We start from the raw sequence: 23,392 nt of genomic DNA, 5'->3' as shown, positions 1-23,392 counted from the left end.
GACGGCGTCGCCTACGACCCCGCCAAACACGGAGCCCTTCAGGCTCTGATCCAGCAAGATCAACAAGCAGCAGCTTGACACAGGGCTACTCATGACACCTCCACCAGGAGCCCGCGCTCGCGCAGGTAGTCCAGCGCGGCCGGGGCCTCGTCACCGGTCAGCGCCACCCGCAGCCGCCCGGCCGAGCCTCCCCCGATCTCCTCGATCGCGCCGCCCAGAATGCTCACGTCCACGTCGAACTTGCGCACCACCTCCGACACCAGCGGCCGGTGCGGGTCGCCGGTGAAAGTGAGCGTCACCGAACCCTCCGGCGCGGGGCCCGGCAGGGGGAAGATCTCCCGGGTGAGCCGCGAGCCCGGCGTCCTGATCAGGTCCGCGATCGCGCCGGACTCCTCGATGCGCCCGCCCGACATGATGGCGGCCGAGTCGCAGACGTTCTTCACCACGTCCATCTCGTGCGTGATGAGCAGGATCGTCAGCCCCAGCTCGGTGTTGAGCCGCTTCAGCAGGTCCAGGATCGACAGCGTGGTGGCGGGGTCGAGCGCCGAGGTCGCCTCGTCCGACAGCAGCACGGCCGGGTTGCCAGCCAGCGCCCTGGCGATGCCGACCCGCTGCTTCTGCCCGCCCGAGAGCTGGTGCGGGTGGTCCCGCTCGCGCCCGGCCAGCCCCACCAGCTCCAGCAGCTCGCCGACGCGGCGGCGGCGCTCGGCCCGCGGCACGCCCATGACCTCCAGCGGGAAGGCCACGTTACCCGCGACCGTGCGCGAGGAGAGCAGCGCGAAATGCTGATGGATCATGCCGATGCGGCGGCGGGCCCGGTTCAGGTCACGCTCGCCCAGCCCGGTCAGCTCCTGACCCGCCACCCGCACCGAGCCGGAGTCGGGCCGCTCCAGCAGGTTGACGCAGCGCAGCAGGGTGCTCTTGCCGGCGCCGCTGCGCCCGACCACCCCGTACACCTCGCCCTCGCGCACGCGCAGATCCACACCGTCCAGCGCGACGGTGCGGCCGTACGCCTTGCGCAGGCCGGAAACCTCGATCACGAACTCTTCCCCATGACTGACGGGCGGCCGCCGGCCGCCGAACTGGCAACGATCCGGTACGAACCCGGCCTGCCTATCGGGAGCCGGGGTGGAAAGGCAGGTGGCTGAGCCTGCGCAGCACGAAATGGGGGGTGATCATGAAGAGACCTTCGGGGGAGAGTCTTGGGCGGTCAGCTGGCCTGGCGAGCGTTCATACACAGGCGACAGCACCGGCCGGATCGGTGATGCGCGCGTCCCTCGGTCATGCTCATGCCAACACCACCCCGTACCGCGGCTATTCCTGCCCTAGACAGTGACGTCGCTCACGCTGTACGGATCGCGTAGCGGCTCCGCCCGCCGGGCGAAGTCCGCCTTGATCTCCCGCATGCGCGGACCCGGCTCGTAGAAGCGTCCCTTGGTCTCCCCGTACGGCTGGAGCCACCCCTTCGCGGCCAGCTCCCGCAGATCGCGGGCGGCCTGCCCCTGGCTCAGCCCCTCGTCGGCCTGGTAGCGGCTCCGGCGCAGCCTGCGGTTGACGAACACCTCGTAGAGCGCGGAGACGGACCGCGTGTTGAGGCCGTCGGCGTCCACCCGCTCTTCGAGCAGCATCCAGACCTCCCCGGCCTCGGCGAGCCGCCGCCGCACGCGCTGCGCCTGGAGGTGGTGGGCCCGCAGACAGAACCGGACCCAGGAAAGGGTCGCACCGTGCGGCTTCCAGCCTCCCTGCTGGACCGCGCGGAGCGCGCGACAGTAGTCGGTAGTGTTCTCGCCGATCCCGAGCCACTCCTCGATCGAGGAGAACTCGGGCGTGAGAATCTGGTCCCGGCCCAGCAGCAGGGTCTGCAGGGCTCGCGACATCCGGCCGTTGCCGTCGCGCCACGGGTGGATGGCCACCAGGTTGAAGTGCGCCATGGCCGCCCGCACATAGCTCGGCGCGTCCAGATCACCCGCATTGAGCCAGGCGATGAGCTCGTCGAGCAGACCGGGCACCGCTTCGGCGTCCGGCCCTTCGTACACCACCTCCCCCGTCGCCGCGTTGCGGACGTAGATGCTGCCAGGCCGCACGACACCGGGAGTCTTGTCGCGGTGATGGCCGATCATCATGAAGTTGAGGGCGTTGAGCAGGCCGACGTCGTAGCGGAACCGCGGTGCCCTGGACAGCACCTGGATGTAGGTGAGCGCCTGCTGGTAACCGGCGATCTCCCGGGCCACCCGCCCGGAGGCCTCCAGCGGCTCCCCCTCCATGATCGTCGATGTCCTCGACGCTGGCGTAGTAGCCCTCGATCGAGTTGGAGCCCGGATCACCCTGGCCTGATTCGGTCATTTTGGAGATTTCGTCCTCGTTCGTACAGCCAAACGCCCCGCGCGGAGCGGGGCGTTTGCTCGTACGGGTCAGGCCGCGACGCTGCCGGCCACCTTGGCCGGGGTGAGCGCGATGTCCAGGACCTCGCGGACGTCGCTGACCGTGTGGATGGTCAGCTCGTCGCGGACCTCCTGGGGCACGTCGTCCAGGTCGGGCTCGTTGCGGGCCGGGATGAGCACCGTGGAGATGCCCGCCCGGTGCGCCGCCAGGAGCTTCTGCTTGACGCCGCCGATCGGGAGGACCCGGCCGGTGAGCGAGATCTCGCCGGTCATCGCCACGTCGCCGCGGACCTGACGGCCCGACAGCAGGGAGGCCAGGGCGGTGGTGAGCGTGACGCCCGCCGACGGGCCGTCCTTGGGCACGGCGCCGGCCGGGAAGTGGACGTGCACCGAGCGGTCCTTGAGCGCCGTCACCGGCAGTTCCAGCTCCGCGCCGTGGGAGCGGAGGTAGGACAGCGCGATCCTGGCCGACTCCTTCATCACGTCGCCGAGCTGACCGGTGAGGGTCAGACCGGTCTCGCCGGTCTCGGGATCGGCCAGCGACGCCTCCACGTAGAGCACGTCGCCGCCCGCGCCGGTGACCGCCAGGCCGGTCGCGACGCCCGGCACCGAGGTGCGCTGGGCGTTCTCCGGCAGCGCCGACTCCGGCACGAACCGGGGCCTGCCCAGGTAGTCCGTCAGGCCGTCGGCGCGGACCGTGACCGGCAGCTCGTCACCCGCCGCGATCTTGCGCAGGACGCGGGCGATCGAGCGCTCCAGCGACCGGACGCCGGCCTCGCGGGTGTACTCGGTGGCCAGGCGGCGCAGCGCCGCGTCCTCGACGGCGACCTCCTCGGCCGTCAGGCCGGCCAGCTCCAGCTGGCGGGGCACCAGGTGGTCGCGGGCGATGGCGACCTTCTCGTCCTCGGTGTAGCCGTCGAGCGTGACGACCTCCATCCGGTCCAGCAGCGGGCCGGGGATGGCCTCCAGGACGTTGGCGGTGGCCAGGAAGAGGACGTCGCTCAGGTCGAGCTCGACCTCCAGGTAGTGGTCGCGGAAGGTGTGGTTCTGCGCCGGGTCGAGCACCTCCAGCAGCGCGGCCGTCGGGTCGCCGCGGTAGTCGGCGCCGACCTTGTCGATCTCGTCGAGCAGCACGACCGGGTTCATCGACCCGGCCTCGCGGATGGCGCGGACGATCCGGCCGGGCAGCGCGCCCACGTAGGTGCGCCGGTGGCCGCGGATCTCCGCCTCGTCGCGGACGCCGCCCAGCGCCACGCGGACGAACTTGCGGCCCATGGCGCGGGCGACGGACTCGCCCAGCGAGGTCTTGCCGACGCCGGGAGGGCCGGCCAGGGCGAGCACGGCGCCGCTGCGGCGGCCGCCGACGACGCCGAGGCCCCGGTCCTGGCGGCGCTTGCGCACGGCCAGGTGCTCGATGATGCGGTCCTTCACGTCGGACAGGCCCGTGTGGTCGGCGTCCAGCACCTCGCGGGCGCCGGTGGTGTCGTAGTTGTCGTCGGTACGGACGTTCCACGGCATGTCGAGGACCGTGTCGAGCCAGGTGCGGATCCAGCCGGTCTCCGGGGACTGGTCGGAGGTCCGCTCCAGCTTGTCGACCTCCTTGAGCGCGGCCTCGCGCACCTTCTCGGGCAGGTCGGCCGCCTCGACGCGGGCGCGGTAGTCCTCCTCCTCGGTCTCGGCCGGCTCGCCGTTGAGCTCCTTCAGCTCCTTGCGGATGGCGGCGAGCTGCTGGCGCAGCAGGAACTCGCGCTGCTGCTTCTCCATGCCCTCCTGGACGTCCTTGCGGATCGTCTCGGCGACGTCCAGCTCGGCCAGGTGCTCGCGGGACCACTCGACGAGCTTGGCCAGCCGGTCGGCGGGGTCGGGGGCCTCCAGCAGCTCGATCTTCTGGGCGGTGGACAGCCAGGGCGTGTAGCCGGAGCTGTCGGCCAGCACGGAGGGGTCGTCGATCTGGTTGACCTGGTCGACGACCTGCCAGGCGCCGCGCTTCTGCAGGATCGTGGTGGCCAGGGCCTTGTACTCCCTGGCCAGCTCGTGGGCGCGCTCCCCCGCCGGCACGGGGTCGACGGTCGTGACCTCCACCCACAGCGCCGCGCCCGGGCCTGTGGTGCCGGCGCCCACCCGCACCCGGTCGACGCCGCGGACCACGGCGGCGGGCTCGCCGCCCGGCAGCCGCCCGACCTGCTCGACCACGGCCCGCACGCCGAGCGCGCCGTAGCGGCCGTCGACGCGGGGAACGAGGAGCACCTGCGGCTTGTTACGACCGGAAGCCTGAGCCGCGTCGATGGCGGCGCGCACCTCGGAGTCGGACAGGTCCAGCGGAACCACCATGCCCGGCAGCACGACGGCGTCGTCCAGCGGCAGAACCGGCAGGATCAAGCTCTCACTCATGCGAACTCCAAAGGGTTGAGTTATACCGACTCAATTCATCGGAGCCTCGTAATGTTCCCTTGCTTGATGATGTTCGCTCACAGCGATCGTAATCGTGTAAGCAATACCTGGGGTTGAGTACGGATCAGACCTTGGTCCGACGCGCGGCCCGTACGCCGCTCGTAGGCTTCTCTTCGTGATCACGGCCGTGCTGCGCTCCTTCCCCCTCGCGCTCTACGAGGGGGTCGCCGACGCGCCCGCGCCCAGGTCCCGGGCGGTCGTGCGGGTGCCCCGCCGGCTCGGGCCGCTGCCGTTCCGCACGGTCGACCTGGTGCAGGCGGCCGACGTGCTGCTGGCCGTCGTCCTGTTCATGAGCACCTTCAGCCGCGTGGCCGACGGGCTCCTCCGGCCGGGCGCCGCGTACCTGGCCGGGCTGGCGGTCGCGCTCCCGATCGTCCTGCGCGACCGGTGGCCGCTGGCGGCGTGGCGCGTCTCGGTGGCGCTGCTCCCGGCCGGGCTCTGGGTCCTGTTCCAGCTCGGCGTCTCGTACGAGAGCAGTCCCTTCACGCCCGACATGGTGATCTCCTACCTGCTGGTGGCCTACGCGGTGGCGGTGCGCTGCGACCGGCGGATCACCGGCGCGGCCTGGGTGGTCAGCGTGCTGGCGGTCTGGATCGCCTTCCCCAATCGCGTGCCGCTCGGCGCGATCCTGGTCGGCGGCGTCATGCTGTTCGGCTACAACGTGCGGCTGCGGCGCAGCGCGACCGAGCGGCTGGTGCAGGAGGAGCGGCGCAGCCAGGAGGCGATGGGCGCGCAGGCCGTGCTGGAGGAGCGCGCCCGCATCGCCCGCGAGCTGCACGATGTGGTGGCCCACCACATGTCGGTGATCGCGATCCAGGCCGAGGCGGTGCCGCTCAAGGCGGCGGGCGATCCGGCCCGGCTGGCGGCGGGGCTGGCCGGCATCCGCACGCTGTCGCTGGAGGCGATCGCCCAGCTCCGCCAGGTGCTGGGCGTGCTGCGCGACGAGGAGGGCCGCACCGACACCACCCCCCAGCCGGGCCTGGAGCAGGTGGCCGACCTGGTCGGCAACGCGCGGGCGGCCGGGCTGTCGGTGGTGGTCAAGCTGCCGGAGTCGCTGGAAGGGGTCCCTCCGGCAGTGGGGCTGTCGGCCTACCGGATCGTGCAGGAGTCGCTGAGCAACGCGATGCGCCACGCCCCCGGAGCGACCGTCGTGCTCGACGTGGCCGTGACCAGGCGGCTCATCCGCGAGTTCGCCCGGATGGGGCCGCGGCGGGCGCCCGCGGCCCACCGGCTGAGCGAGCTGACCGAGCGGGAGAGCGAGGTGCTCACGCTCGTCGCGCAGGCGCTGTCCAACCAGGAGATCGCGCAGAAGCTGGTGCTGGCCGAGCAGACGGTCAAGACGCACGTGGGGCGGGTGCTGATGAAGCTGGGGCTGCGCGACCGGGCGCAGGCGATCGTGTACGCCTACGAGACGGGGCTGGTGCGGCCGGGCGAGTGACGGCCACGGGTTCCGGCCGTACAGTCGGCTGATGGACCTGGTCAAGCTGTTCCACGACGTGGTGGAGACGGTGCCCGCGTACCGGGCGTTCCTGGCGGAGCGCGGCATCGACCCCGCCCAGATCCAGACTTTTCAGGATTTCGTGGGCTTGCCGATGACGAGCAAGGACACGTACATCCGGCGCCACCCGCTGCCCGACCTGTGCCGTCACGGCGTGATCGGCGACATCGTCGCCGTGTCGTCCGGGTCGACGGGTGAGCCCGCGTTCTGGCCTCGTACCGCCGCCGACGAGCACGCCGTCGCGGCCCGCTTCGAGGAGGTGTTCCGCGACTCCTTCGCCGCCCGCGAGCGGCGCACGCTGGCCGTGGTCTGCTTCGCGCTCGGCACCTGGGTGGGCGGGCTGTTCACCCTCGCGTGCTGCCGCCGGCTGGCCGAGCTCGGCTACCCGGTGACGGTGGTGGCGCCGGGCAGCGACAAGCGGGAGATCCTGCGGGTCGTGCCCGAGCTGGCGCCGCACTTCGACCAGGTGGTGCTGCTCGGCTACCCGCCCTTCCTCAAGGACGTGATCGACGCCGGGCTGCCCTGGTCCCGCTGGAACGTCCGGCTGGTCACCGCCGGCGAGGTCTTCAGCGAGGAGTGGCGCACGCTGGTGGCGTCCCGGGCCGGCATCGCCGACCCGGTGCGCGGCATCGCCTCCCTGTACGGGACCGCGGACGCGGGCGTGCTGGGCAACGAGACGCCGCTGTCGGTGGAGATCCGCCGCTTCCTGGCCGGGCGGCCGGAGCTCGCGCGGGAGCTGTTCGGCGAGTCGCGGCTGCCGACTCTGGTCCAGTACGACCCGGAGGCGCGCTTCTTCGAGGAGCACGAGGGGACGCTGCTGTTCACCGGCGACAACGGCATCCCGCTGATCCGCTACCACATCGCCGACGACGGCGGCCTGATCCCGTACGAGCGGATGCTGGCCTTCGCCCGCGACCACGGGCTGGAGCCGCCGGCGCCCGGCCCCGAACGGCCCTTCGCGTACGTCTTCGGCCGCAGCCGCTTCACCGTGTCGTACTACGGGGCGAACGTGTACCCCGAGAACATCTCGGTGGGGCTGGAGCAGCCGGAGGTGGCCGGGCTGGTCACGGGCAAGTTCGTGATGGAGGTGGCGGAGGACTCGCGGCGCGACCGGCACCTGACGGTGACGGTGGAGCTGGCCCCCGGCGAGCAGCCGTCGGACGGCACCGCCGAGGCCGTGGGCGCGTCGATCCTGGCCCAGCTGCGGCGGCTCAACAGCGAGTTCGCCCACTACGTCCCGGAGGCCCGCCAGAGCCCGGTGATCCGGCTGCGGAAGACCGGCGACCCGGACTACTTCCCCCCGGGCGCCAAGCACCGCTACACCCGCTGACGGTCGACCTCCCGGCCGCGAACTCCGCGCAGCCGCATTCCCGCCTCCCCGAGCTGGGGGAGGCGCTGGGCGTATCGGCGGGCGGCCGGGCTGGCAGCCCGCCTTCGTGCCTGGTAGTGGCGCCGGGTCGGTCACCCCGCCGAGCCGAGATCCCACTCAGGTACTACCCGCGAGATCAACCCGTGCGGTCACGCGGGATCGGGGGCCGGATCCGTACCGTCGTCGCCATGCGATTCAGGCACGGGATCCTCGGCATGATGGCGCTCGCGGCGCTGCTCGTCCCGCCCGCCCAGTCGAGCGGACGGCTCGTCCGGGTCTACGGCGACGTGGCGGCGGCCGACCGGGTGGCGGTCATCGTGCCGGGCGCCGACATCACCCTGGACACCTTCGACACCGGCAGCCACCGCCCGGGCGGCGCGGCCCGCGCCCTGCTGGCGGAGGCGTCCCGGCAGTCCCCCGGCACGCGCCTGGCGGTCGTGGCCTGGCTGGGCTACGAGTCGCCGCCGACCTGGAGCCTCGACGTCCTGACGGACGCCACGGCCCGCGAAGGCGCCCGCGCTCTGCGCCGTACGGTCACCGGCCTCCGCCGGGAGACCCGGGCGCCCATCGCGCTCCTGTGCCACAGCTACGGCTCGGTGGTCTGCGCCAAGGCCGCCGCCACCGGCCTCCCCGTCGCGGACCTGGTCCTCACGGCCAGCCCAGGTTCGGAGTTCCCCACCGCCGCCTTCACCACCGCACGGGTCTGGGCAGCCCTGGGTACGAACGACTGGATGAGATTCGTCCCCAAGACGCGCCTGGGCCCCCTGGGCTTCGGCCACGACCCCACCCACCCCGCCTTCGGCGCCAGACTCTTCGACGCGGGCCAGGCCGGCCACAGCGACTACTTCCGCCCGGACACCTCGTCCCTGCGCAACCTCGCCCGCATCGCGTTAGGCCACGCCGACCAGGTCACCGCCCCGAACCGGACGCCGCCGTAGCCACCGTTCACGGGCCACCGCCCCGAGCCGAACATCGACGTAGCTACTGTTCGCGGGCCGCCGCCCCGAGCCTGACGCCGACGTCGCTGCCGTTCGCGGGCCGCCGCCCCGAACCGGACGCCGCCGTAGCTGCCGCCTGGCGGGATCATCACGGTGCGGGCACGACGGACAACTCGCAGGGATAGGCGTCAGCCGGTGCGTCCAACACCCATACGATCATGCGGGCCAGGCTCTGCGGACCACCGGGCCACACCGGTCAGCCCCGGCGAAGCGTTGACGAGGATCACGTGTCCTTTGCCTCGTCTCAGCGAGGGCAGGGTCAAGCGGACCAGTTCCGCGGCGGAGGCCACGTTCACCGCCGGCGTCCGCGACCAGGTGTCCGGGGTGGCGTCGGCGACGGCCACGACCGGCGAGATGCCCGCGCAGTGAACCAGTGCCCGCAACTCGTCGAGATCCCCGGCCGCCCTGAGCGCTCCCACGGCGGCGGCCAGGGTCTCGGGCCGGGCCAGGTCCGCCTCGATCCCGCGCACGTCGAGCCGCCCGATGTCCCGCCCCACGGCGATCACCCGATGCCCGGCCTCCGCCAGTGCGGCGACCACCGCGCTCCCGATGCCGCCGGTGACTCCGCTGACCAGCACCTCACCCATGGGCCGCTCCTTCCCTCTCGCGGGACCCTGCACGGCAGGCGCGGGATTGTGCTCCCGCCACCGTGACAGACCCCGCACGGCAGGCGCGGGTTCCGCTCCCACAACCGACGCGGGCCCACACAACAGGCGCAGGCTCTGCTCCCGCCGCCCTCACGGACCCCGTACCGCAGGTGCGGGTTCTACTCCCCCACCGTCACGGTTCCGGCACGGCAGGCGCAGGTCCTACTCCCCCACTGTCAGGAGACCTGCAGCGGGCGCGACTTCTACTCCCGTCACCTCACACGGCGGGTGGACTCTGCTCCCTCCCACCACTGACCATGCTCCAGAGTCGGGCGCGATCCCGGTGTCCTACGGGGTGGGGAGGCGGTCGCGGAGGGCGTCCAGGTCGGGGAGGAACCAGAGGTCGGAGCCGCGGTTGGCTTCGCGGACCCAGTCCTGGAGGGCGGTGCTGGTGGCGAGGTGGTGGGAGATGTCGCCGAGGACGGCGACCTTGAGCCGGTAGTTGACGAACTTCTGGATGATCTCGCCGGCGACGCGGGTGCTGAGGCGCCAGAAGTCGTCGTGGAGTCGCTCGGCGGGGATGGCGACGAACTCGGCGCGGTAGTACCAGGCGTCGCCGATCAGGTCGAGGGCGTCGCGTTCGGTCCGCACCGGGGGTCCGTCGGCGTCGCAGAGCAGGACGCCGGGCAGCGGCATGGCGGGGGCGGCGGAGTCGGTCATGGTAAACCTCCGAAAGGGGGAAAGCTGGACATGCGTCTACTCCTTGACCAGGGCGTCGATGAGCCTGAGCACCTGGGCTCCGGCTTCCAGCCCGCCCAGCACGATGACTTTCAGCCGGCCCTGTTCCTCGTCGTAGGCGAACTCGGCGCGGACGCCGCTGGGCTCGCCGCCGAGCCCGGCCAGGACCAGGGTGCTGATCCGGTCGAGCAGGGCCCGGTCGACGCCCTCGACGTCGACGATGATCGACGCCTCGGCCCGGCGGGGCGTCCGGGGCGGCGCGAGCGGCAGGCCGGCGAACGCCTCCAGGTCCTCGCGGGCGATCCGGTACCGCTTGCCGACTTTGACGGCCTTCAGCCGGCCGTCGCGGACGTAGCCGCGGACGGTTTTGACGTGCAGCCCGAGGAGGGAGGCCGCCTGCTCGACGGTATAGTGTTCCATGTCCTTCCCTAAACTACCCCATGGAAGGGAGCGATAGGGAATACGTGCTCTGATCTGCGGGGAATGCGGGGCGACGGTCGGCTGCTGCTTCCCCAGGGGAGGTGCGCATGCGCGGCGATCACATCGGGCTCCGGTCGGCTCGCGGCCGGTGGGTGCTGGCGGCGACGGTGCTGGGGTCGGCCCTCGCGATGCTCGACAGCACGGTGGTCAACGTCGCACTGCCTTTCCTCGGCACCGAGCTGGAGGCCGGTATGGCGGGCCTGCAGTGGACGGTGAACGCCTACACGCTGACGCTCGCGGGCCTGATCCTGCTGGGCGGCTCGCTGGGTGACCGGTTCGGCAGGCGGCGGATCTTCATGGCCGGCACGGTCTGGTTCGCGCTGGCGTCGGCGCTCTGCGCGGTGGCCCCGACGATCGAGTTCCTGATCGGGGCCCGCGCGCTGCAGGGGGTGGGCGGGGCGCTGCTCACGCCGGGCTCGCTGGCGATCATTCAGGCGTCGTTCGCGAAGGCCGACCGGCCGCGGGCGATCGGCGTCTGGTCGGGGCTGGGCGGGGTGGCGAGCGCGGTGGGGCCGCTGCTGGGCGGGGCGATGGTGCAGACGGTCGGCTGGCGGTGGGCGTTCCTGATCAACCTGCCGTTCGCGGCGCTGGTGCTGCTGGTGGCGGCCCGGCACGTGCCGGAGAGCCGGAACGAGCAGGCGGCGGGCCGTTTCGACGTGCTGGGCTCGGCGCTGGCGGCGCTGTCGCTGGCCGGCGTCACCTACGGGCTGATCGGGCTGGACGCGCCGCTGCCGCTGGTCGCGGGCGTGCTGCTGGGCGCGGCGTTCGTGGTGGTGGAGCGGCGCCGGTCGCCGGACGCGCTGGTGCCGGTCGGGCTCTTCGCCGACCGGGTGTTCTCGGCGGTGAACGCGGTGACGCTCCTCATGTACGGGGCGATGGGCGTGGTGTTCTTCCTGCTCGCGGTGCAGCTTCAGGTGGTGTCGGGGTTCTCGCCGGTGGCGGCGGCGTCGGCGCTGCTGCCGGTGACGGGCCTGATGCTGCTGCTGTCGCCGTCCGCGGGCGAGCTGGCCAAGAGGCACGGGCCGCGCGGGCCGATGACGCTCGGCATCCTGGTGGCGGGCGCGGGGTTCCTGCTCATGAGCACGATCGGTCCCGGCTCCTCGTACGTGCTGCACGTCCTTCCGGCGGTCACCGTGTTCGGGCTGGGACTGTCGGCGGTGGTGGCGCCGCTGACCTCGACGGTGCTGGCCAGCGCCGACGACTGGTACGCGGGCACGGCGAGCGGCGTGAACAACGCGGTGGCGCGCAGCGGCACGCTGCTGGCGGTGGCCGCGGTGCCGCCGCTGGCGGGGCTGACCGGGGACGCCTTCCAGGACCCCGCGGTGTTCGACGCCGGGTTCCGCCTGGCGATGCTGGTCAGCGCGGCGGTGATGGCGGTGGCGGCGCTGATCGCGGCGGTCGCCGTCAGGGAGAACGTGCTCGACCCTCAGAAGGTGAAGGCCTGACGGCGGACGCTGTTGTCGAAGTTGGAGACCAGCAGTTCGGGCTCGCCGACGGTGCGGATGTCCGGCAGCCTCGTCAGCAGCTCCTTGAACATGGTGCGCAGCTCCTGCCTGGCCAGGTTGGCGCCGAGGCAGAAGTGCGGGCCGGGGCCGCCGAAGCCGACGTGCGGCTTGGTGTCGCGGGTGATGTCGAACCGGTCGGGGTCGGGGAAGACGGACTCGTCGCGGTTGGCGGAGCCGTAGAAGAGCACGACCTTGTCGCCCTTCTTCAGCTCCAGCCCGCGCAGCGAGTAGTCCTGCGTGACCGTGCGCCGGAACTGCATGATCGGTGAGACGTAGCGGACCATCTCCTCGATCGCGTTGCCGATGTGGCGGTCGAAGTCGCTCATGAGCAGCTCGCGCTGGGCCGGGTTGTCGGTGAGCAGCTTGATGCCGTGGGCCATCGTGTTGCGCGCGGTCTCGTTCCCGGCGACCAGCAGCAGCGAGAAGAACGAGCCGAGCTCGCGGTAGGTGAGCTTCTCCCCGTCGGGGTTGGCGGTGACCAGGAGCGAGACGAGGTCGCCCTTGGGGTCGGCGGCCCGCTCCTGGCCCAGTTTGATCACCATGCGCTGGAGGGCGAGCAGGGCCAGCATGTTCTGCCCGGCCAGCTGCACCGAACGGGCCAGGCTGGGGCGGACGCCGGTGTAGGCGGTGGAGATGTCGACGTGCCGGTGGACCCGCTCGCGCCATTCGTGCGGGATGTCGAGCATGTCGCAGATGACGTGGATGGGGAGCCGGGCGGCGACCTGGCTCACGAAGTCGCGCGGCCCCTCCGCGACGACGTCGTCGACGATGCGCGCGCACGCGGCCTCGATGTCGGACTGCAGCCCGGCGAGCATCCGGGGGCTGAACGAGCGGGTGACGATGCGGCGCAGCCGGGCGTGCCGCGGGTCGTCCATGTTGACCATGGACTCGCCGAACACCTGCTTGACCCAGCCGGGCGGCTCCGGGTTGGTGACGGCCGGCTCGCTGGAGAACACCTTGGCGTTCCGGCTGGCCTCGACCACGTCGGCGTGGCGTACGAGAGCGTAGAAACCGGAACCGGAACGGAGGAACGGGACCTTCTTCTCGGGGAAGAACACCGGGTGCTCAAGCTGCCGGAGCCGGGCGAACGCCTCGTGACGCTCCTTGAGCGGTCTGCGCCAGAAGTCGAGATCAGCGAGGTCGATGTTCACGCGCCTATCCTGGCATGTTCCCGCCACGTTGCGTCACGGTTCGAATTGGCGGGAGATGACGGGAAGAGTGAACGTGCTGCTCACCCTCTTCCTGCTGCTCCCCCTCGCTACGGGCGCGACGGCGGCCACGGCGTGCTCCGGGGCCCCGTCCGACTTCGACGGCGACGGCCGCCCGGATCTCGCGGTCGCCGCCCCGTACGACGACCGGCGCGCCGGATCGGTGACCATCCTGTACGGGTCGGGCCGCGAGCAACGGCTGACCCAGGACGAACCGGAGCCGGGCGACGCCTTCGGGGCCGCGCTGGCGGTGGGCCACTTCGACGGCGACGGCTGCGCCGACCTGGCCGTGGGGGTGCCGGACGAGTTCACCGGGGCGCGCGTGCCGGGCGCGGACGGGAACGGGGTCGTGCAGCTCTACCACGGCTCCCCCGGCGGGCTGCGGCCCGGCAGGGAGCTGTCGCTGCCCGAGCCGTCGAGCGACCGGTTCGGGGCCTCGCTGGCCGCCGGTGACTTCGACGGCGACGGCCGGGACGAGCTGGCCGTGGGCGCCCCCGGTCTGCGGCGTGGCGGCGGGGTGACGGTCTTCTGGATGAAGGGGCGCGAACCGTACCGGATCACCCAGCGCACCGGCTGGGTGCGGCAGGCGGCGCGCTTCACCGACGGGTGGGGCGAGACGCTCGCCGCCGGCGACTTCGACGGCGACGGGCGCGACGAGCTGGTGGTGGGCGCGCCCGCCGACAGCGTGCGCCAGGACGGGCAGGGCTCGGTGACCGTGCTCGACCTGGCGCGGCGGCGGGCGCTCCGGCTCACCCAGGACTCCCCCGGGGTGGCGGGGACGGCGGAGAAGTGGGACGGGTTCGGCGCGGCGCTGGCGACCGGCGACTTCGACGCCGACGGCCGCGACGACCTGGCCATCGGCGTCCCCGGCGAGGGGCTGACCCCCGGGCAGCGGGCGATGGACTACGGCGACGGCGCCCTGCACGTGGTGTACGGGACCCGGAACGGGCTGCGTGGGGCGCGGTCGGAGATGTGGACGCAGCGGCTGCTGAAGGGCGAGCCGCGCTACTACGACCGGTTCGGGGCGTCGCTGGCGGCGGGTGACCTCGACGGCGACGGCGACGCAGATCTTGCGGTGGGGGTGCCGGGCGAGAACTCGGTCCAGGTGATGCCCGGCTCCCCTCGCGGCGGCCTGTCCCGTCACGGCGACGTCCGGATCAAGAAGCAAGGCAGCGTGGTGGCGATCCTCCCGTCCCGGGGCAAGCGCCCCGCCACCCTCGTGATCGCCGCCCCCGACAAGGGCACCGTCACGTACGTCCCGGGCTCACGGAACCTCCGCCTCGGTAAGCCCCGCCTGAAAGCCTCCGGCGAAGGACTCTTCGGGCATGCCTTGGCCGCCGGCTGACCACCCGCCACGCCGAGGTGAGGTTCGGGGCTGCCAAAGAGGGTGAAGGCGTCGCTGTTGACTCACCCCCGCCTACGCCGAGGTCAGCTCCGGGGCCGCCAAGGGGAGGGTGAGGGTGAAGGTGGCGCCCTGGCCGGGGGTGGCGGTGGCGGTGATGGTGCCGCCGTGCGCCTCGGCGAGGGTGGCCGCGATGGCCAGGCCGAGGCCGGAGCCGCCGCTGCTGCGGGCCGGGTCGGCGCGGTAGAAGCGTTCGAAGACGCGCTCGGCCACCTCGGGGCCGAAGCCGGGGCCTTCGTCGGAGACCTCCAGCACCGCCTGGCCGTCGCGGACTCCGGCGCCGATCCGGAAGGGGGTGCCCGGCGGGGTGTGGGTGAGGGCGTTCGAGACGAGGTTGCCGATGACTTGGGCCAGCCGCGACTCGTCGCCGGTCACGGTGACGGGGCCGTCGCCGCCGAGCCGGACCAGTTCGATGCGCCGGTCCGGGGCGAGCGTCTGGGCGTCGAGGACGGCGGTGGCGGCCAGGCTGAGCAGGTCGACGGGCCGCCGGGCGAGCCCGCGCCGCTGGTCGAGCCGGGCCAGCAGCAGCATGTCCTCCACCAGCAGCCCCATCCGGGCGGCCTGGCCCTCGATCCGGTCGAGCAGCCGCATCGCCTCGTCCAGGTCCCGTTCCTCGCTCAGCCGGAACAGCTCGGCGAAGCCCCGGATGGAGGTGAGCGGGGTGCGCAGCTCGTGGGAGGCGTCGGCCATGAAGCGGCGCATCACCTCCTCGGAGCGGCGCGCGGCCGTGGCGGAGCGGCGGGCCGACTCGGCGGCGGCCTCCCGTTCGCGCACCGCCTTCTCGATCTGGCCGAGCATGCCGTTGAGGGCGCGGCCGAGCTTGCCGACCTCGGTGGTGCCGGCCCAGAGCGGCACCCGGCGGGACAGGTCGCCGCCCGCGATGTGGCGGGCGGTCCGCTCTATGGCGCCGAGCGGGCGCAGGCTCCGCCGTACGAGCCAGTAGCAGGCGACGCCGACCACGGCGAGGGTGCCGCCGCCGGCCATGGCGACGATGAGGACGAGCTGGGTGACGGTGCCTTCCACGGAGCTCATGCTGATGGCGACGACGCGGCTGTGGCCGTCGCGGCGCGGCACGGCCACCACCCGCCAGTTGGGGCCGGTGGGTTCCTCGGAGCCGACGGTGAACGGCCGGCTTTCCAGCTGTTCGACCCGGGCGTGGGTGAGCCGGGGCAGGTCCGGGGTGTGCGGGTCGGTGGAGACGGAGAAGGTCCGCACGACGGTGCCGCCGCCGTCGACGAGCACCATGTGGAACAGGCCGTAGAAGCGCTGGGGGCGGGGCTGTGGGTCGGCGGGCGGCAGCACTCCCCACGGCCCGCTCGCGGCGCGCAGCTGCTGGTCGACGCGGGCGACCAGGTAGCCGTTGAGCAGCCGGACCGCGACCAGCCCCGTCACGGTGATGGCCAAAGTGACCAGCAGCAGCGTGACAGAGACCAGGCGCAGCCACAGGGGCGTGCGGGCGAGGTGCTTCCTCATTCTTTCGGCGGGCGCAGGATGTAGCCGACCCCGCGCAGGGTGTGGAGGTAGCGCGGCTCGCTCGCGTCGATCTTGCGGCGCAGGTAGGACACGTACGACTCGACGAGCCCGACGTCGGTGCGCCAGTCCTCGCTCCAGACGTGCTCCAGGATCTGCCTCTTGGACAGCACGCGGCCGGCGTTGAGCATGAAGTGGCGCAGCAGCCGGTACTCGGTGGGCGACAGCCGCACCAGGACTCCGTCGCGCCACACCTCGTGGGTCTCCTCGTCCAGCTCCAGCTCGCCGACGCGGAGCCGGTTGGGCGGCGGGGCGCCGCGCCTGGTGCGGCGGAGCACCGCCCGGATGCGGGCGATGACCTCCTCCAGGCTGAACGGCTTGGTCACGTAGTCCTCGCCGAGGCTGAGCCCGGCGAGGGTGTCCTCGGGGCTGTCCTTGGCGGTCACGAACAGCACCGGGACGCGCCTGCCGCGCGAGCGCAGCCGCCCGGCGACGGCCAGCCCGTCGACGTCGGGCAGCATGATGTCGAGCATGACCAGGTCGGGCGCGCTCTCCTCGGCGACCCTGATCGCCTCCTGGCCGTCGGCCGCGGTCAGCACCTCGAACCCGGCCATCCGCAGGCTGGCCGAGAACAGCTCCCGGATGTTGGGCTCGTCGTCCACCACCAGGAGCCTGGCCTCGCTCACCTCCGGCTCCGGGTCCGGAAGGCGCGCGCGGGGGTCTTGACCGTGGATTCTTCCATGGTCAGACATATACCGTGCCTTGCCGTCCTCCGGGGGCGAAGCACCGTCCCACAGGCCGGTTTGAGCGGATTCGAGGGGAACTCCCAGGCGGCGTTCAGGTGCCGGGGGCGGCCGGGATGGTGGCCCGGTGTGCGGTGCGGGCGGGGGCGCCGCGGCGGGAGACGTACTCGAGCGTACGGAAGTCCACGGTCAGTCCGTCGCCGGTGAGCCGGGCCATGAGGTAGCCGCGCCGCTGGTCCAGGTAGGAGAGGTGCGGGTTCTCCGCGAGCGAGTCCGCGATCCAGCGGCGGTCGCGGTAGCCGTCGCCGTCGCTGGCGATGGAGGTGGCGACCAGTTCGCGGGCCACCACGGGCGAGTCGGGGTCGTCGAAGTCGGTCTTGAGGTCGGCCAGGTGGTGCATGTGGGCGTCGCCGGTGAGGACGACAGGATTGGCGGTGCGGGACATGGCGTCCAGGACGCGGGTGCGCTCGGCGGCGTAGCCGTCCCAGGAGTCCAGGTTGACCTCCCGGCCGGGGCCGGTGCGGTAGTCGCGGTGGGCCATCATGATCTGCTGGCCGAGCAGGTTCCAGCGGGCCGGGGAGTCGCGCAGCCCCTCCTCCAGCCAGCGCCACTGGCGGTCGCCGAGCAGGGTGCGGCGGGTTGACAGGCGCTCGTCGCAGCCGGAGCGGACGCCGTCGCGGCAGGCCTGGTCGTCGCGGAACTGCCGGGTGTCGAGCAGGTGGAAGCGGGCCAGCGCGCCCCAGGAGACGCGCCGGTTGACCCGCAGGGCGGCACCGCGCAGGCTGCCCCGGCGCAGCGGCATGTTCTCGTAGTAGGCGCGGAAGGCGGCGGCCCGGCGGGCGGCGAAGGCCGGGGCGCCGGTGCTGGAGACGGGGCCGGCCCAGTTGTTCTCCACCTCGTGGTCGTCGAAGGCCGCCAGCCAGGGGGCGGCGGCGTGCGCGGCCTGCAGGTCGCGGTCGCTCTTGTACTGGGCGTGGCGCAGGCGGTAGTCGGCGAGGGTGGCGCACTTGCCGGGGGTATGGGTGCGGACCCGCTTCCCGGACAGCGCCGTGTAGCCGCCCGGCGCGTACTCGTACAGGTAGTCGCCGAGGAAGACCACCAGGTCGGGCTCCTGCTCGGCCAGGCGGCGGTAGGCGGTGTAGTAGCCGTGCTCGAAGTGGGCGCAGGCGGCCACGGCGAAGGTCAGCGGCGTCTCGGCGTGCGCGGCGGGGGCGGTCCTGGTGCGGCCCTCGGGTGAGACGCGGCCCTCGGCGCGGAAGCGGTAGAAGTACTCCCGGCCCGGGTCGAGGCCCTCGACCTCGACGTGGACGCTGTGGGCGTCGCGGGCGCGGGCGGTGACCGTACCGGATCGGACGATCTTCGAGAAGCGCTCGTCGGCGGCGAGCTGCCAGCCGACCTCCACGTCGCGGGGCGGCATGCCGCCCCGCCCGGCGCCGCCGAGCGGGTCTACGGCCAGGCGGGTCCAGAGCACGAACCCGTCGGCGGACGGGTCGCCGGAGGCCACGCCGAGCGTGAAGGGGTCGGCTCTGAGCGTCCTGGCCCGCGGGGCGAAGAGGCCCGCGGCGGCTGTGGCGAGGAAGGATCTGCGGTCCACGCCCCAGGTATCTCCGCGCCCGCTGGCCGGGCCGTGAAAGCCGGGTCAAAGGGGGATGAACAGCGCCGGTCGCCTCGTCAGCCGGCGTCCAGGTGGGCGCGGAGCGCGGTCGCGCCGGTGTATCGGACGGCCCGCATGCCGGCCGCGCGGGCGCCCTCGACGTTGTCCTCGCGGTCGTCGATGAAGAGCATGTCGGCGGGGTCGGCGCCGAGCTCGGCGGCGACGTGCTCGTAGATCCGCCGGTCGGGCTTGGCCAGGCCGAGCCGGGCGCTGTAGAAGCGGTGCGGGATGGCGGCGATCCAGGGCAGCTCGTCCAGGGCGTCGGCGAAGCACCCGGGCGCGTTCGACAGCAGGGCGACGTCGCGGCCCTGCTCCAGCAGCTCATGCAGGATGGCCAGGGAGCCCTCGTCGGGGTGCGCCCAGCTGGCCACGTCCATCGCGACCAGCCTGCCGACCTCGGCCGGGGACAGCGGCCGGCCCGCGGCCTTCTCCCAGTACGCGGCCGGGCCGAGGGTGCCCCGGTCGAACTCCCGCCGGTGCGCCCAGTATTCACGCCGGAAGGCGCCGGGGTCGGCGCCGGCCGCGCGGGCCATGCCCGCCACCTCGTCGGCGGGCTGCGGAAGGGACAGGACGTTGCCGTAGTCGAAGAGAATCCAAGTCACCCGAGGAATGGTCGCAGATGCGGGTGGAGCGCCGGGCAGCCCAGATACTTCTCGGCGGTGTGGAAGTCGATCCAGTCCAAGTCGACCAGCTCCTCGGCGTCGACGCCGGTGAAGCAGCCGGCCAGTTCGGGAGGGATGGCGGCGATGTCGTGCCGGTCGGCGATGTTCACCCAGCGGCGCACGCCCTTGGGCCGCTCGCCCCGCCCGTTGACCGGGGCGGGCAGCAGGCGCTCGAAGATGACGTCGCGCATGCCGAGCGGGCTGCCGAGCGTGATGAGCAGGTCCGCCTCCAGGTCGGGATGCGCCCAGAAGGTCTCGTACGTGACGACGCTGCCGAGAGAGTGGGCGATGACCACCTTGGGGCGGTTGCGGCGGATCGTGTCGGCGACGGCCCGCCGGACGCGCTCGCGCCTGGCCTCGTCGGTGAGATAGGCGGCGACCTCGGGGGCGAACAGCTCGGCGAAGGCGGCCGCCCGGCTGTCGAGCCGGGCCAGCAGCCAGGCGGTGAACGACCGGAGCGCGCCGGTGAGGTGCTCGCCCAAGCCCAGGTTCCGGGCCCAGCCGGCCAGCACGTCGTGGCGCGCGGCCTCCAGCGCGGCGGCGCGCGCCGCCGCGGGCTCGGGGTCGCGCAGCAGGTGGGAGAAGTACGCGACCTCGCTGAAATACGTCGTGGCCGGGCCGCCCAGGGAGGCGTGCAGGTAGCGGTCCCACTTCTGGCGCATGGCCGTGGCCGCCCCGGAGGGGTCGTTGCCCGCCCTGAGGTAGTAGTCGTACTTGCCGATGCCGTGCACGCCGACGATGCCCGCAGTCATGGCTAGTGGCTTACGCCGCTCGCGGTCGGCCGTCAACCCGGGTATGACGGATATATCGTTGGCCATCGTCTTCGCCGCTTTATACGCTGAGTGGTCGAAGGAAGGAATCGTCATGCCCGCCGAACTGGTCGTCAACGACTCGGTCGTCATCCCCGACGCCGAGCTCGTCTGGCGTTTCTCCCGGTCCTCCGGGCCCGGCGGGCAGGGGGTCAACACCACCGACAGCCGGGTGGAGCTGACCTTCGACGTGGCGGCGTCCACCGCGCTCTCCCCCGCGCAGAAGGCCCGCGCCCTGGACCGCCTCGGCTCCGCCGAGATCACGATCGCCGCCTCCGAGCACCGCTCCCAGCTCCGCAACCGGGAGGCCGCGCGGCAGCGGCTCGCCCAGCGCATCCGCGAGGCCATCGCGCCGCCGCCCAAGCGCAGGCGGCCCACCAAGCCCACCCGCGGCTCCGTCGAGCGCCGCCTGGCGGGCAAGAAGCGGCGCTCCGAGGTCAAGCGGCTGCGCCGCGAGATCTGACGGGACTCAGACCGACAAGACCGGCTCGCGCAGATGCGACTGGCAGAGCTGGCCCACCATCTCGCACACCTGGGCGCGCAGGTCACGGGCCCACAACCGGCCGTCCTCGTCGAAGTGCGGGCAGACCGGCGAGATCACCAGCTCCGAGCCGAGCGCCACCGCGCCCGCGCCCAGCAGCTCCTTGTACAGCTCGGCCTGCGCCCACATGGCGCCGCAGGCGCGGGCGCTGGCGCACATCACCGCCACCCGCTTGCCGTCCAGCACGTCCGCCCGCCCCATCCACTCCAGCGCGTGCTCCAGCTCCGCCGGCAGCAGGCTGTGCTCGGGCGCGGTGAGCACCAGCGCGTCCGCCCCCGCCACCCGGCTCAGCAGCTCGCGGACCACCTGGGGTGCGGGTCCCGGAGTGTACGGAGGGATCTCGTCCAATCGGGACCACGCCTCGAAGTCGACGCCCGGCGGCAGTTCGCTCCGGATGGCCTTCAGGAGCCGGTTGACGTACGAACCCGCGTGAGGGCTGGCGGCGATCCCGATGACTTTCACCCACTACTCCCCAAGGGGTCTTGTGTACGGTGCGTAGTCACGAACCTGCCCGATGCCGTGGATGTCCAAGACCATCCACAAGTCAAGAGGAGGATGCTCTTTTAGGAGAGGTGTCCCGAGGACGGCGAAAGATCATGATCGGTCCGGCTGATGCCGCCGAGTTGCGGCAGCCGCATGACCAGGACCCGCTCGGTGCGGAGCGCGCCGAGCGGGAAAGAGATGACACGATCACCGGCCGGCGCCGTGAGTGGCCCGGCCGGGGGGAGCGGAGATCCCCGCGGAGAGGTCAGCGCCGGGCGCGGGCGCGGCGCTCCTCGCGGCGGGCGACGAAGCGGGCGGCCGTCTCCTCGGTCCTCTTCAGGTACGCGGCCAGTTCCTCACGGGCCTTCTCCCCCTCCGGGCCCAGGCCGGTCTTGTCGAAGACGGCCCACTGGCGCAGGACCGGCATGAGCACGTCGTCGAGGTGGAGCTGAAGGTCGTAGATGCCCTCGTGGGCGATGGTCATGGCCATCCGGGAGAAGCCGGCGATGTTGGAGCCGGGCATCTGGAAGGTGGTCACCACGTCGGTGACGGCCCGCATGGTCTGGTCGGGGTCCAGGTCGAAGGCCGCCCGCAGCAGGTTGCGGTAGAAGAGCATGTGGAGGTTCTCGTCGGCGGCGATGCGGGCGAGCAGCCGCTCGCAGCCCTCGTCGCCGGAGGCGGTGCCGGTGTTGCGGTGCGCGATGCGGGTCGCCAGCTCCTGGAAGGAGACGTAGGCGAGCTGCTGCAGCATCGTGTCGTACTCGGTGATGAAGCCGCTCTGCATGTGGGCCATGCGGGCGCGCTCCAGCTTGACCGGGTCGACCGCGCGGGTGACGGTCAGGTAGTCGCGGATCGCGGTGCCGTGGCGGTCCTCCTCGGCCGTCCAGCGGTGGACCCAGGTGCCCCAGGCGCCGTCGCGGCCGAACGTGGTGGCGATCTCGTGGTGGTAGCTCGGCAGGTTGTCCTCGGTCAGGAGGTTGACGATGAGCGACACGCGGGCCGGCTCGGGAAGTTTGGAGTCGCTCTCCTGCCAGGGCTCGCCGCCGTAGGGGCCGTCGAAATCGCGGCCCTCGCTCCACGGGATGTACTCGTGGGGGAACCACTCTTTCGCCAGCTTCTCGTGACGGTTGAGCTCGTCGGCCACGACCGGTTCCAGCTCGTGGAGCAGCTGCGTCTGCGACATCGTCATCTAGGAATCTCCTCCCCCTCAAGGTTACGGGACCGTAGGTTACGGTACCCCAAGAGCGTCGAGGTCATTTAGGCTGGGGGCATGCGACCCAGCGTCCGGGGCCTGCTCCTCGACGACGACGAGCGCCTGGTCATCTTCCGCCGCACGGTGCCTGGCCGCGCGGTCTACTGGTCGGTGCCCGGCGGCCACGTCGAGCCCGGCGACGCCACGCTCGAACACACGCTCCGCCGCGAGCTGCTGGAGGAGCTGGGGGCGACGGTCTCGGCCGTGACGCCGCTGACCACGGTCAGCTATCCGTGGGAGGACGGGGTGAAGACCCAGCACGTGTACGGGTGCCGCCTGGTGGCGATGGACCCGGCGCTGCGTCACGGGCCCGAGCTGGAGGACCCGGCGCGGGGCGTCTACGAGGTGGAGCGGCTGCCGCTGGAGAGCACGCAGATCGCCTCGCGCCACGTGGTCCCGGAGGCGGTGGCCGACTATCTGCGGGGCATCATCGAGGCGCTGCCCCGGCTCATCGATCGCGACGGTCCTCGATCTCCCACAGGTGATCGATGACGTGCCAGGCGAGGCGGCGGCGGGCGTAGGCGGGCGGCCAGGCGGTCGTCTGCGGCGGCCGCCAGGGGCGGGAGAGCACCTCGGCCAGCTCGGCGCGGAGCGCGTCCACATCGGCCCGTGACCGGTAGGGCGGGTGCCGCACACCGACCTGGCGGGCGTAGGAGCGCTCGGCGTCCTGGACATGGCCGATCATCTTGGTCAGGTCGCGCCCGCCGCCGCGCGGCCCTTTACGCAGTTCCTCGGGCGAGGCGGCGGCCACCTCGTCGAACAGCTCCCAGGCGGCCCGGAGCAGCGCCACCTCCCGCCGGGCCGTGTCCTCGCCGACCGGCTCCAGGTCCTGCGGGGGGACGGCCTGGGGCGCGCCGAAGTCGGTGGTCGTGCCGCCGGGCACCCGGGCGACGATCTCGGGCGGGCCGGGCTCGAACGCCATCCCGGCCCGTTCGGCGATCAGGCGATAGCGGGGGGCGTACGCCGTGAGCCGGTCGATCGCCGCCTCCTCGCCCTTGGCGACCCGGCACCAGCCGGGCCAGTCGAGCGAGCAGGCGAAGACCTTCTTCGGGCCGTTCTCCAGATAGATACGGGTCATGGCGCCGAGCCTGCCATCCGTACCTGTCAGTCTCCGGCAGGTTCGACCGGGTCGGCGATGAGCGAGGGACGGTAACGGGTCAT

22 protein-coding genes are annotated in these 23,392 nt (G+C 72.4%); 7 read left to right on the top strand and 15 right to left on the bottom strand.

The annotated features are described in order from the left end of the window. Positions 1-89: 89 nt before the first annotated feature. From AB0J42_RS10435 to lon, 3 genes are all read right to left on the bottom strand, one after another. Positions 90-1,040, bottom strand: coding sequence for an ATP-binding cassette domain-containing protein (locus AB0J42_RS10435; RefSeq protein ID WP_364291102.1), 951 nt, complete (start codon positions 1,038-1,040; stop codon positions 90-92). A 285-nt stretch (positions 1,041-1,325) separates the two neighbouring features. Beyond that, positions 1,326-2,264 carry a Fic family protein gene (locus tag AB0J42_RS10430; protein ID WP_364291100.1) on the bottom strand — a complete coding sequence of 313 codons (939 nt, stop codon included), beginning with the start codon at positions 2,262-2,264 and terminating at the stop codon, positions 1,326-1,328. Positions 2,265-2,411: 147 nt separating this feature from the next. Beyond that, positions 2,412-4,772, bottom strand: coding sequence for an endopeptidase La (lon, locus tag AB0J42_RS10425; protein WP_364291098.1), 2,361 nt, complete (start codon positions 4,770-4,772; stop codon positions 2,412-2,414). A 175-nt stretch (positions 4,773-4,947) separates the two neighbouring features. Between lon and AB0J42_RS10420 the strand changes: the two genes are divergently transcribed. The 3 genes from AB0J42_RS10420 to AB0J42_RS10410 all read left to right on the top strand — a co-directional run bounded on the left by AB0J42_RS10420 (position 4,948) and on the right by AB0J42_RS10410 (position 8,637). After that, complete coding sequence (locus tag AB0J42_RS10420) at positions 4,948-6,270, top strand: LuxR C-terminal-related transcriptional regulator (protein WP_364291096.1); 1,323 nt, start codon at positions 4,948-4,950, stop codon at positions 6,268-6,270. Positions 6,271-6,301: 31 nt separating this feature from the next. Further along, a complete protein-coding gene (locus tag AB0J42_RS10415) occupies positions 6,302-7,660 on the top strand; it encodes a phenylacetate--CoA ligase family protein (RefSeq protein ID WP_364291094.1) in 1,359 nt (452 codons plus the stop codon). Between the two features lie 227 nt (positions 7,661-7,887). Further along, on the top strand, positions 7,888-8,637 hold the full coding sequence (locus tag AB0J42_RS10410) for an alpha/beta hydrolase (protein ID WP_364291093.1): 750 nt from the start codon (positions 7,888-7,890) through the stop codon (positions 8,635-8,637). Between the two features lie 188 nt (positions 8,638-8,825). Here AB0J42_RS10410 and AB0J42_RS10405 read toward each other — a convergent pair whose 3' ends face one another. The 3 genes from AB0J42_RS10405 to AB0J42_RS10395 all read right to left on the bottom strand — a co-directional run bounded on the left by AB0J42_RS10405 (position 8,826) and on the right by AB0J42_RS10395 (position 10,442). After that, positions 8,826-9,284 (bottom strand): SDR family NAD(P)-dependent oxidoreductase, encoded by a 459-nt coding sequence (locus AB0J42_RS10405; protein ID WP_364291092.1) that lies wholly within the window; start codon positions 9,282-9,284, stop codon positions 8,826-8,828. A gap of 348 nt (positions 9,285-9,632) precedes the next feature. Beyond that, a complete protein-coding gene (locus tag AB0J42_RS10400; RefSeq protein WP_364291090.1) occupies positions 9,633-10,004 on the bottom strand; it encodes a DUF4180 domain-containing protein in 372 nt (123 codons plus the stop codon). 36 nt (positions 10,005-10,040) lie between these two features. After that, on the bottom strand, positions 10,041-10,442 hold the full coding sequence (locus AB0J42_RS10395) for a helix-turn-helix domain-containing protein (RefSeq protein WP_364291089.1): 402 nt from the start codon (positions 10,440-10,442) through the stop codon (positions 10,041-10,043). A 107-nt stretch (positions 10,443-10,549) separates the two neighbouring features. On the opposite strand from AB0J42_RS10395, the gene AB0J42_RS10390 reads away from it, so the two are divergent. Next, on the top strand, positions 10,550-11,947 hold the full coding sequence (locus AB0J42_RS10390; protein WP_364291087.1) for an MFS transporter: 1,398 nt from the start codon (positions 10,550-10,552) through the stop codon (positions 11,945-11,947). On the opposite strand, the gene AB0J42_RS10385 is transcribed toward AB0J42_RS10390, so the two are convergent. After that, positions 11,929-13,158: a cytochrome P450 gene (locus AB0J42_RS10385; RefSeq protein ID WP_364291085.1), complete on the bottom strand. Its 1,230-nt coding sequence runs from the start codon at positions 13,156-13,158 to the stop codon at positions 11,929-11,931. The two genes, AB0J42_RS10390 and AB0J42_RS10385, sit on opposite strands and share 19 nt — an antisense overlap. Before the next feature lie 55 nt (positions 13,159-13,213). On the opposite strand from AB0J42_RS10385, the gene AB0J42_RS10380 reads away from it, so the two are divergent. Beyond that, positions 13,214-14,560 carry an FG-GAP repeat protein gene (locus AB0J42_RS10380; protein ID WP_364291083.1) on the top strand — a complete coding sequence of 449 codons (1,347 nt, stop codon included), beginning with the start codon at positions 13,214-13,216 and terminating at the stop codon, positions 14,558-14,560. A gap of 72 nt (positions 14,561-14,632) precedes the next feature. Here AB0J42_RS10380 and AB0J42_RS10375 read toward each other — a convergent pair whose 3' ends face one another. The 5 genes from AB0J42_RS10375 to AB0J42_RS10355 all read right to left on the bottom strand — a co-directional run bounded on the left by AB0J42_RS10375 (position 14,633) and on the right by AB0J42_RS10355 (position 19,898). Then, positions 14,633-16,090: a HAMP domain-containing sensor histidine kinase gene (locus tag AB0J42_RS10375; RefSeq protein ID WP_364291081.1), complete on the bottom strand. Its 1,458-nt coding sequence runs from the start codon at positions 16,088-16,090 to the stop codon at positions 14,633-14,635. Further along, positions 16,087-16,773: a response regulator transcription factor gene (locus tag AB0J42_RS10370; RefSeq protein WP_364291079.1), complete on the bottom strand. Its 687-nt coding sequence runs from the start codon at positions 16,771-16,773 to the stop codon at positions 16,087-16,089. Before AB0J42_RS10370 ends, AB0J42_RS10375 begins: the two co-directional genes overlap by 4 nt. A 151-nt stretch (positions 16,774-16,924) precedes the next feature. Continuing rightward, positions 16,925-18,424, bottom strand: coding sequence for an alkaline phosphatase D family protein (locus AB0J42_RS10365; RefSeq protein ID WP_364291077.1), 1,500 nt, complete (start codon positions 18,422-18,424; stop codon positions 16,925-16,927). Positions 18,425-18,501: 77 nt separating this feature from the next. Further along, positions 18,502-19,086: an HAD family phosphatase gene (locus AB0J42_RS10360; protein ID WP_364291075.1), complete on the bottom strand. Its 585-nt coding sequence runs from the start codon at positions 19,084-19,086 to the stop codon at positions 18,502-18,504. Further along, entirely contained in the window at positions 19,083-19,898 is an 816-nt protein-coding gene (locus AB0J42_RS10355; protein WP_364291073.1) for a hypothetical protein, read from the bottom strand. Before AB0J42_RS10355 ends, AB0J42_RS10360 begins: the two co-directional genes overlap by 4 nt. A 112-nt stretch (positions 19,899-20,010) precedes the next feature. Between AB0J42_RS10355 and arfB the strand changes: the two genes are divergently transcribed. Then, the gene (gene arfB, locus AB0J42_RS10350) at positions 20,011-20,418 is read left to right on the top strand and encodes an alternative ribosome rescue aminoacyl-tRNA hydrolase ArfB (protein WP_364291071.1); all 408 of its coding nucleotides are present in this window, start codon (positions 20,011-20,013) and stop codon (positions 20,416-20,418) included. 6 nt (positions 20,419-20,424) lie between these two features. Here the strand turns inward: arfB and AB0J42_RS10345 are convergent, their stop codons facing one another. Beyond that, on the bottom strand, positions 20,425-20,958 hold the full coding sequence (locus tag AB0J42_RS10345; protein WP_364291069.1) for an NAD(P)H-dependent oxidoreductase: 534 nt from the start codon (positions 20,956-20,958) through the stop codon (positions 20,425-20,427). Positions 20,959-21,244: 286 nt separating this feature from the next. Beyond that, complete coding sequence (locus AB0J42_RS10340) at positions 21,245-22,168, bottom strand: acyl-ACP desaturase (protein ID WP_364291067.1); 924 nt, start codon at positions 22,166-22,168, stop codon at positions 21,245-21,247. 81 nt (positions 22,169-22,249) lie between these two features. Between AB0J42_RS10340 and AB0J42_RS10335 the strand changes: the two genes are divergently transcribed. Continuing rightward, positions 22,250-22,723, top strand: a complete 474-nt coding sequence (locus AB0J42_RS10335) for an NUDIX hydrolase (RefSeq protein ID WP_364291065.1) — start codon at positions 22,250-22,252, stop codon at positions 22,721-22,723. On the opposite strand, the gene AB0J42_RS10330 is transcribed toward AB0J42_RS10335, so the two are convergent. Continuing rightward, positions 22,680-23,309 carry a hypothetical protein gene (locus AB0J42_RS10330; RefSeq protein ID WP_364291063.1) on the bottom strand — a complete coding sequence of 210 codons (630 nt, stop codon included), beginning with the start codon at positions 23,307-23,309 and terminating at the stop codon, positions 22,680-22,682. The two genes, AB0J42_RS10335 and AB0J42_RS10330, sit on opposite strands and share 44 nt — an antisense overlap. Positions 23,310-23,392 lie beyond the last annotated feature (83 nt).

It is taken from the genome of Nonomuraea sp. NPDC049649, assembly GCF_040675175.1.
Taxonomy (GTDB): Bacteria; Actinomycetota; Actinomycetes; order Streptosporangiales; family Streptosporangiaceae; genus Nonomuraea.
Note: the sequence above shows the minus strand (reverse complement) of the source record. Positions and strands in the feature narration are given on the sequence as shown.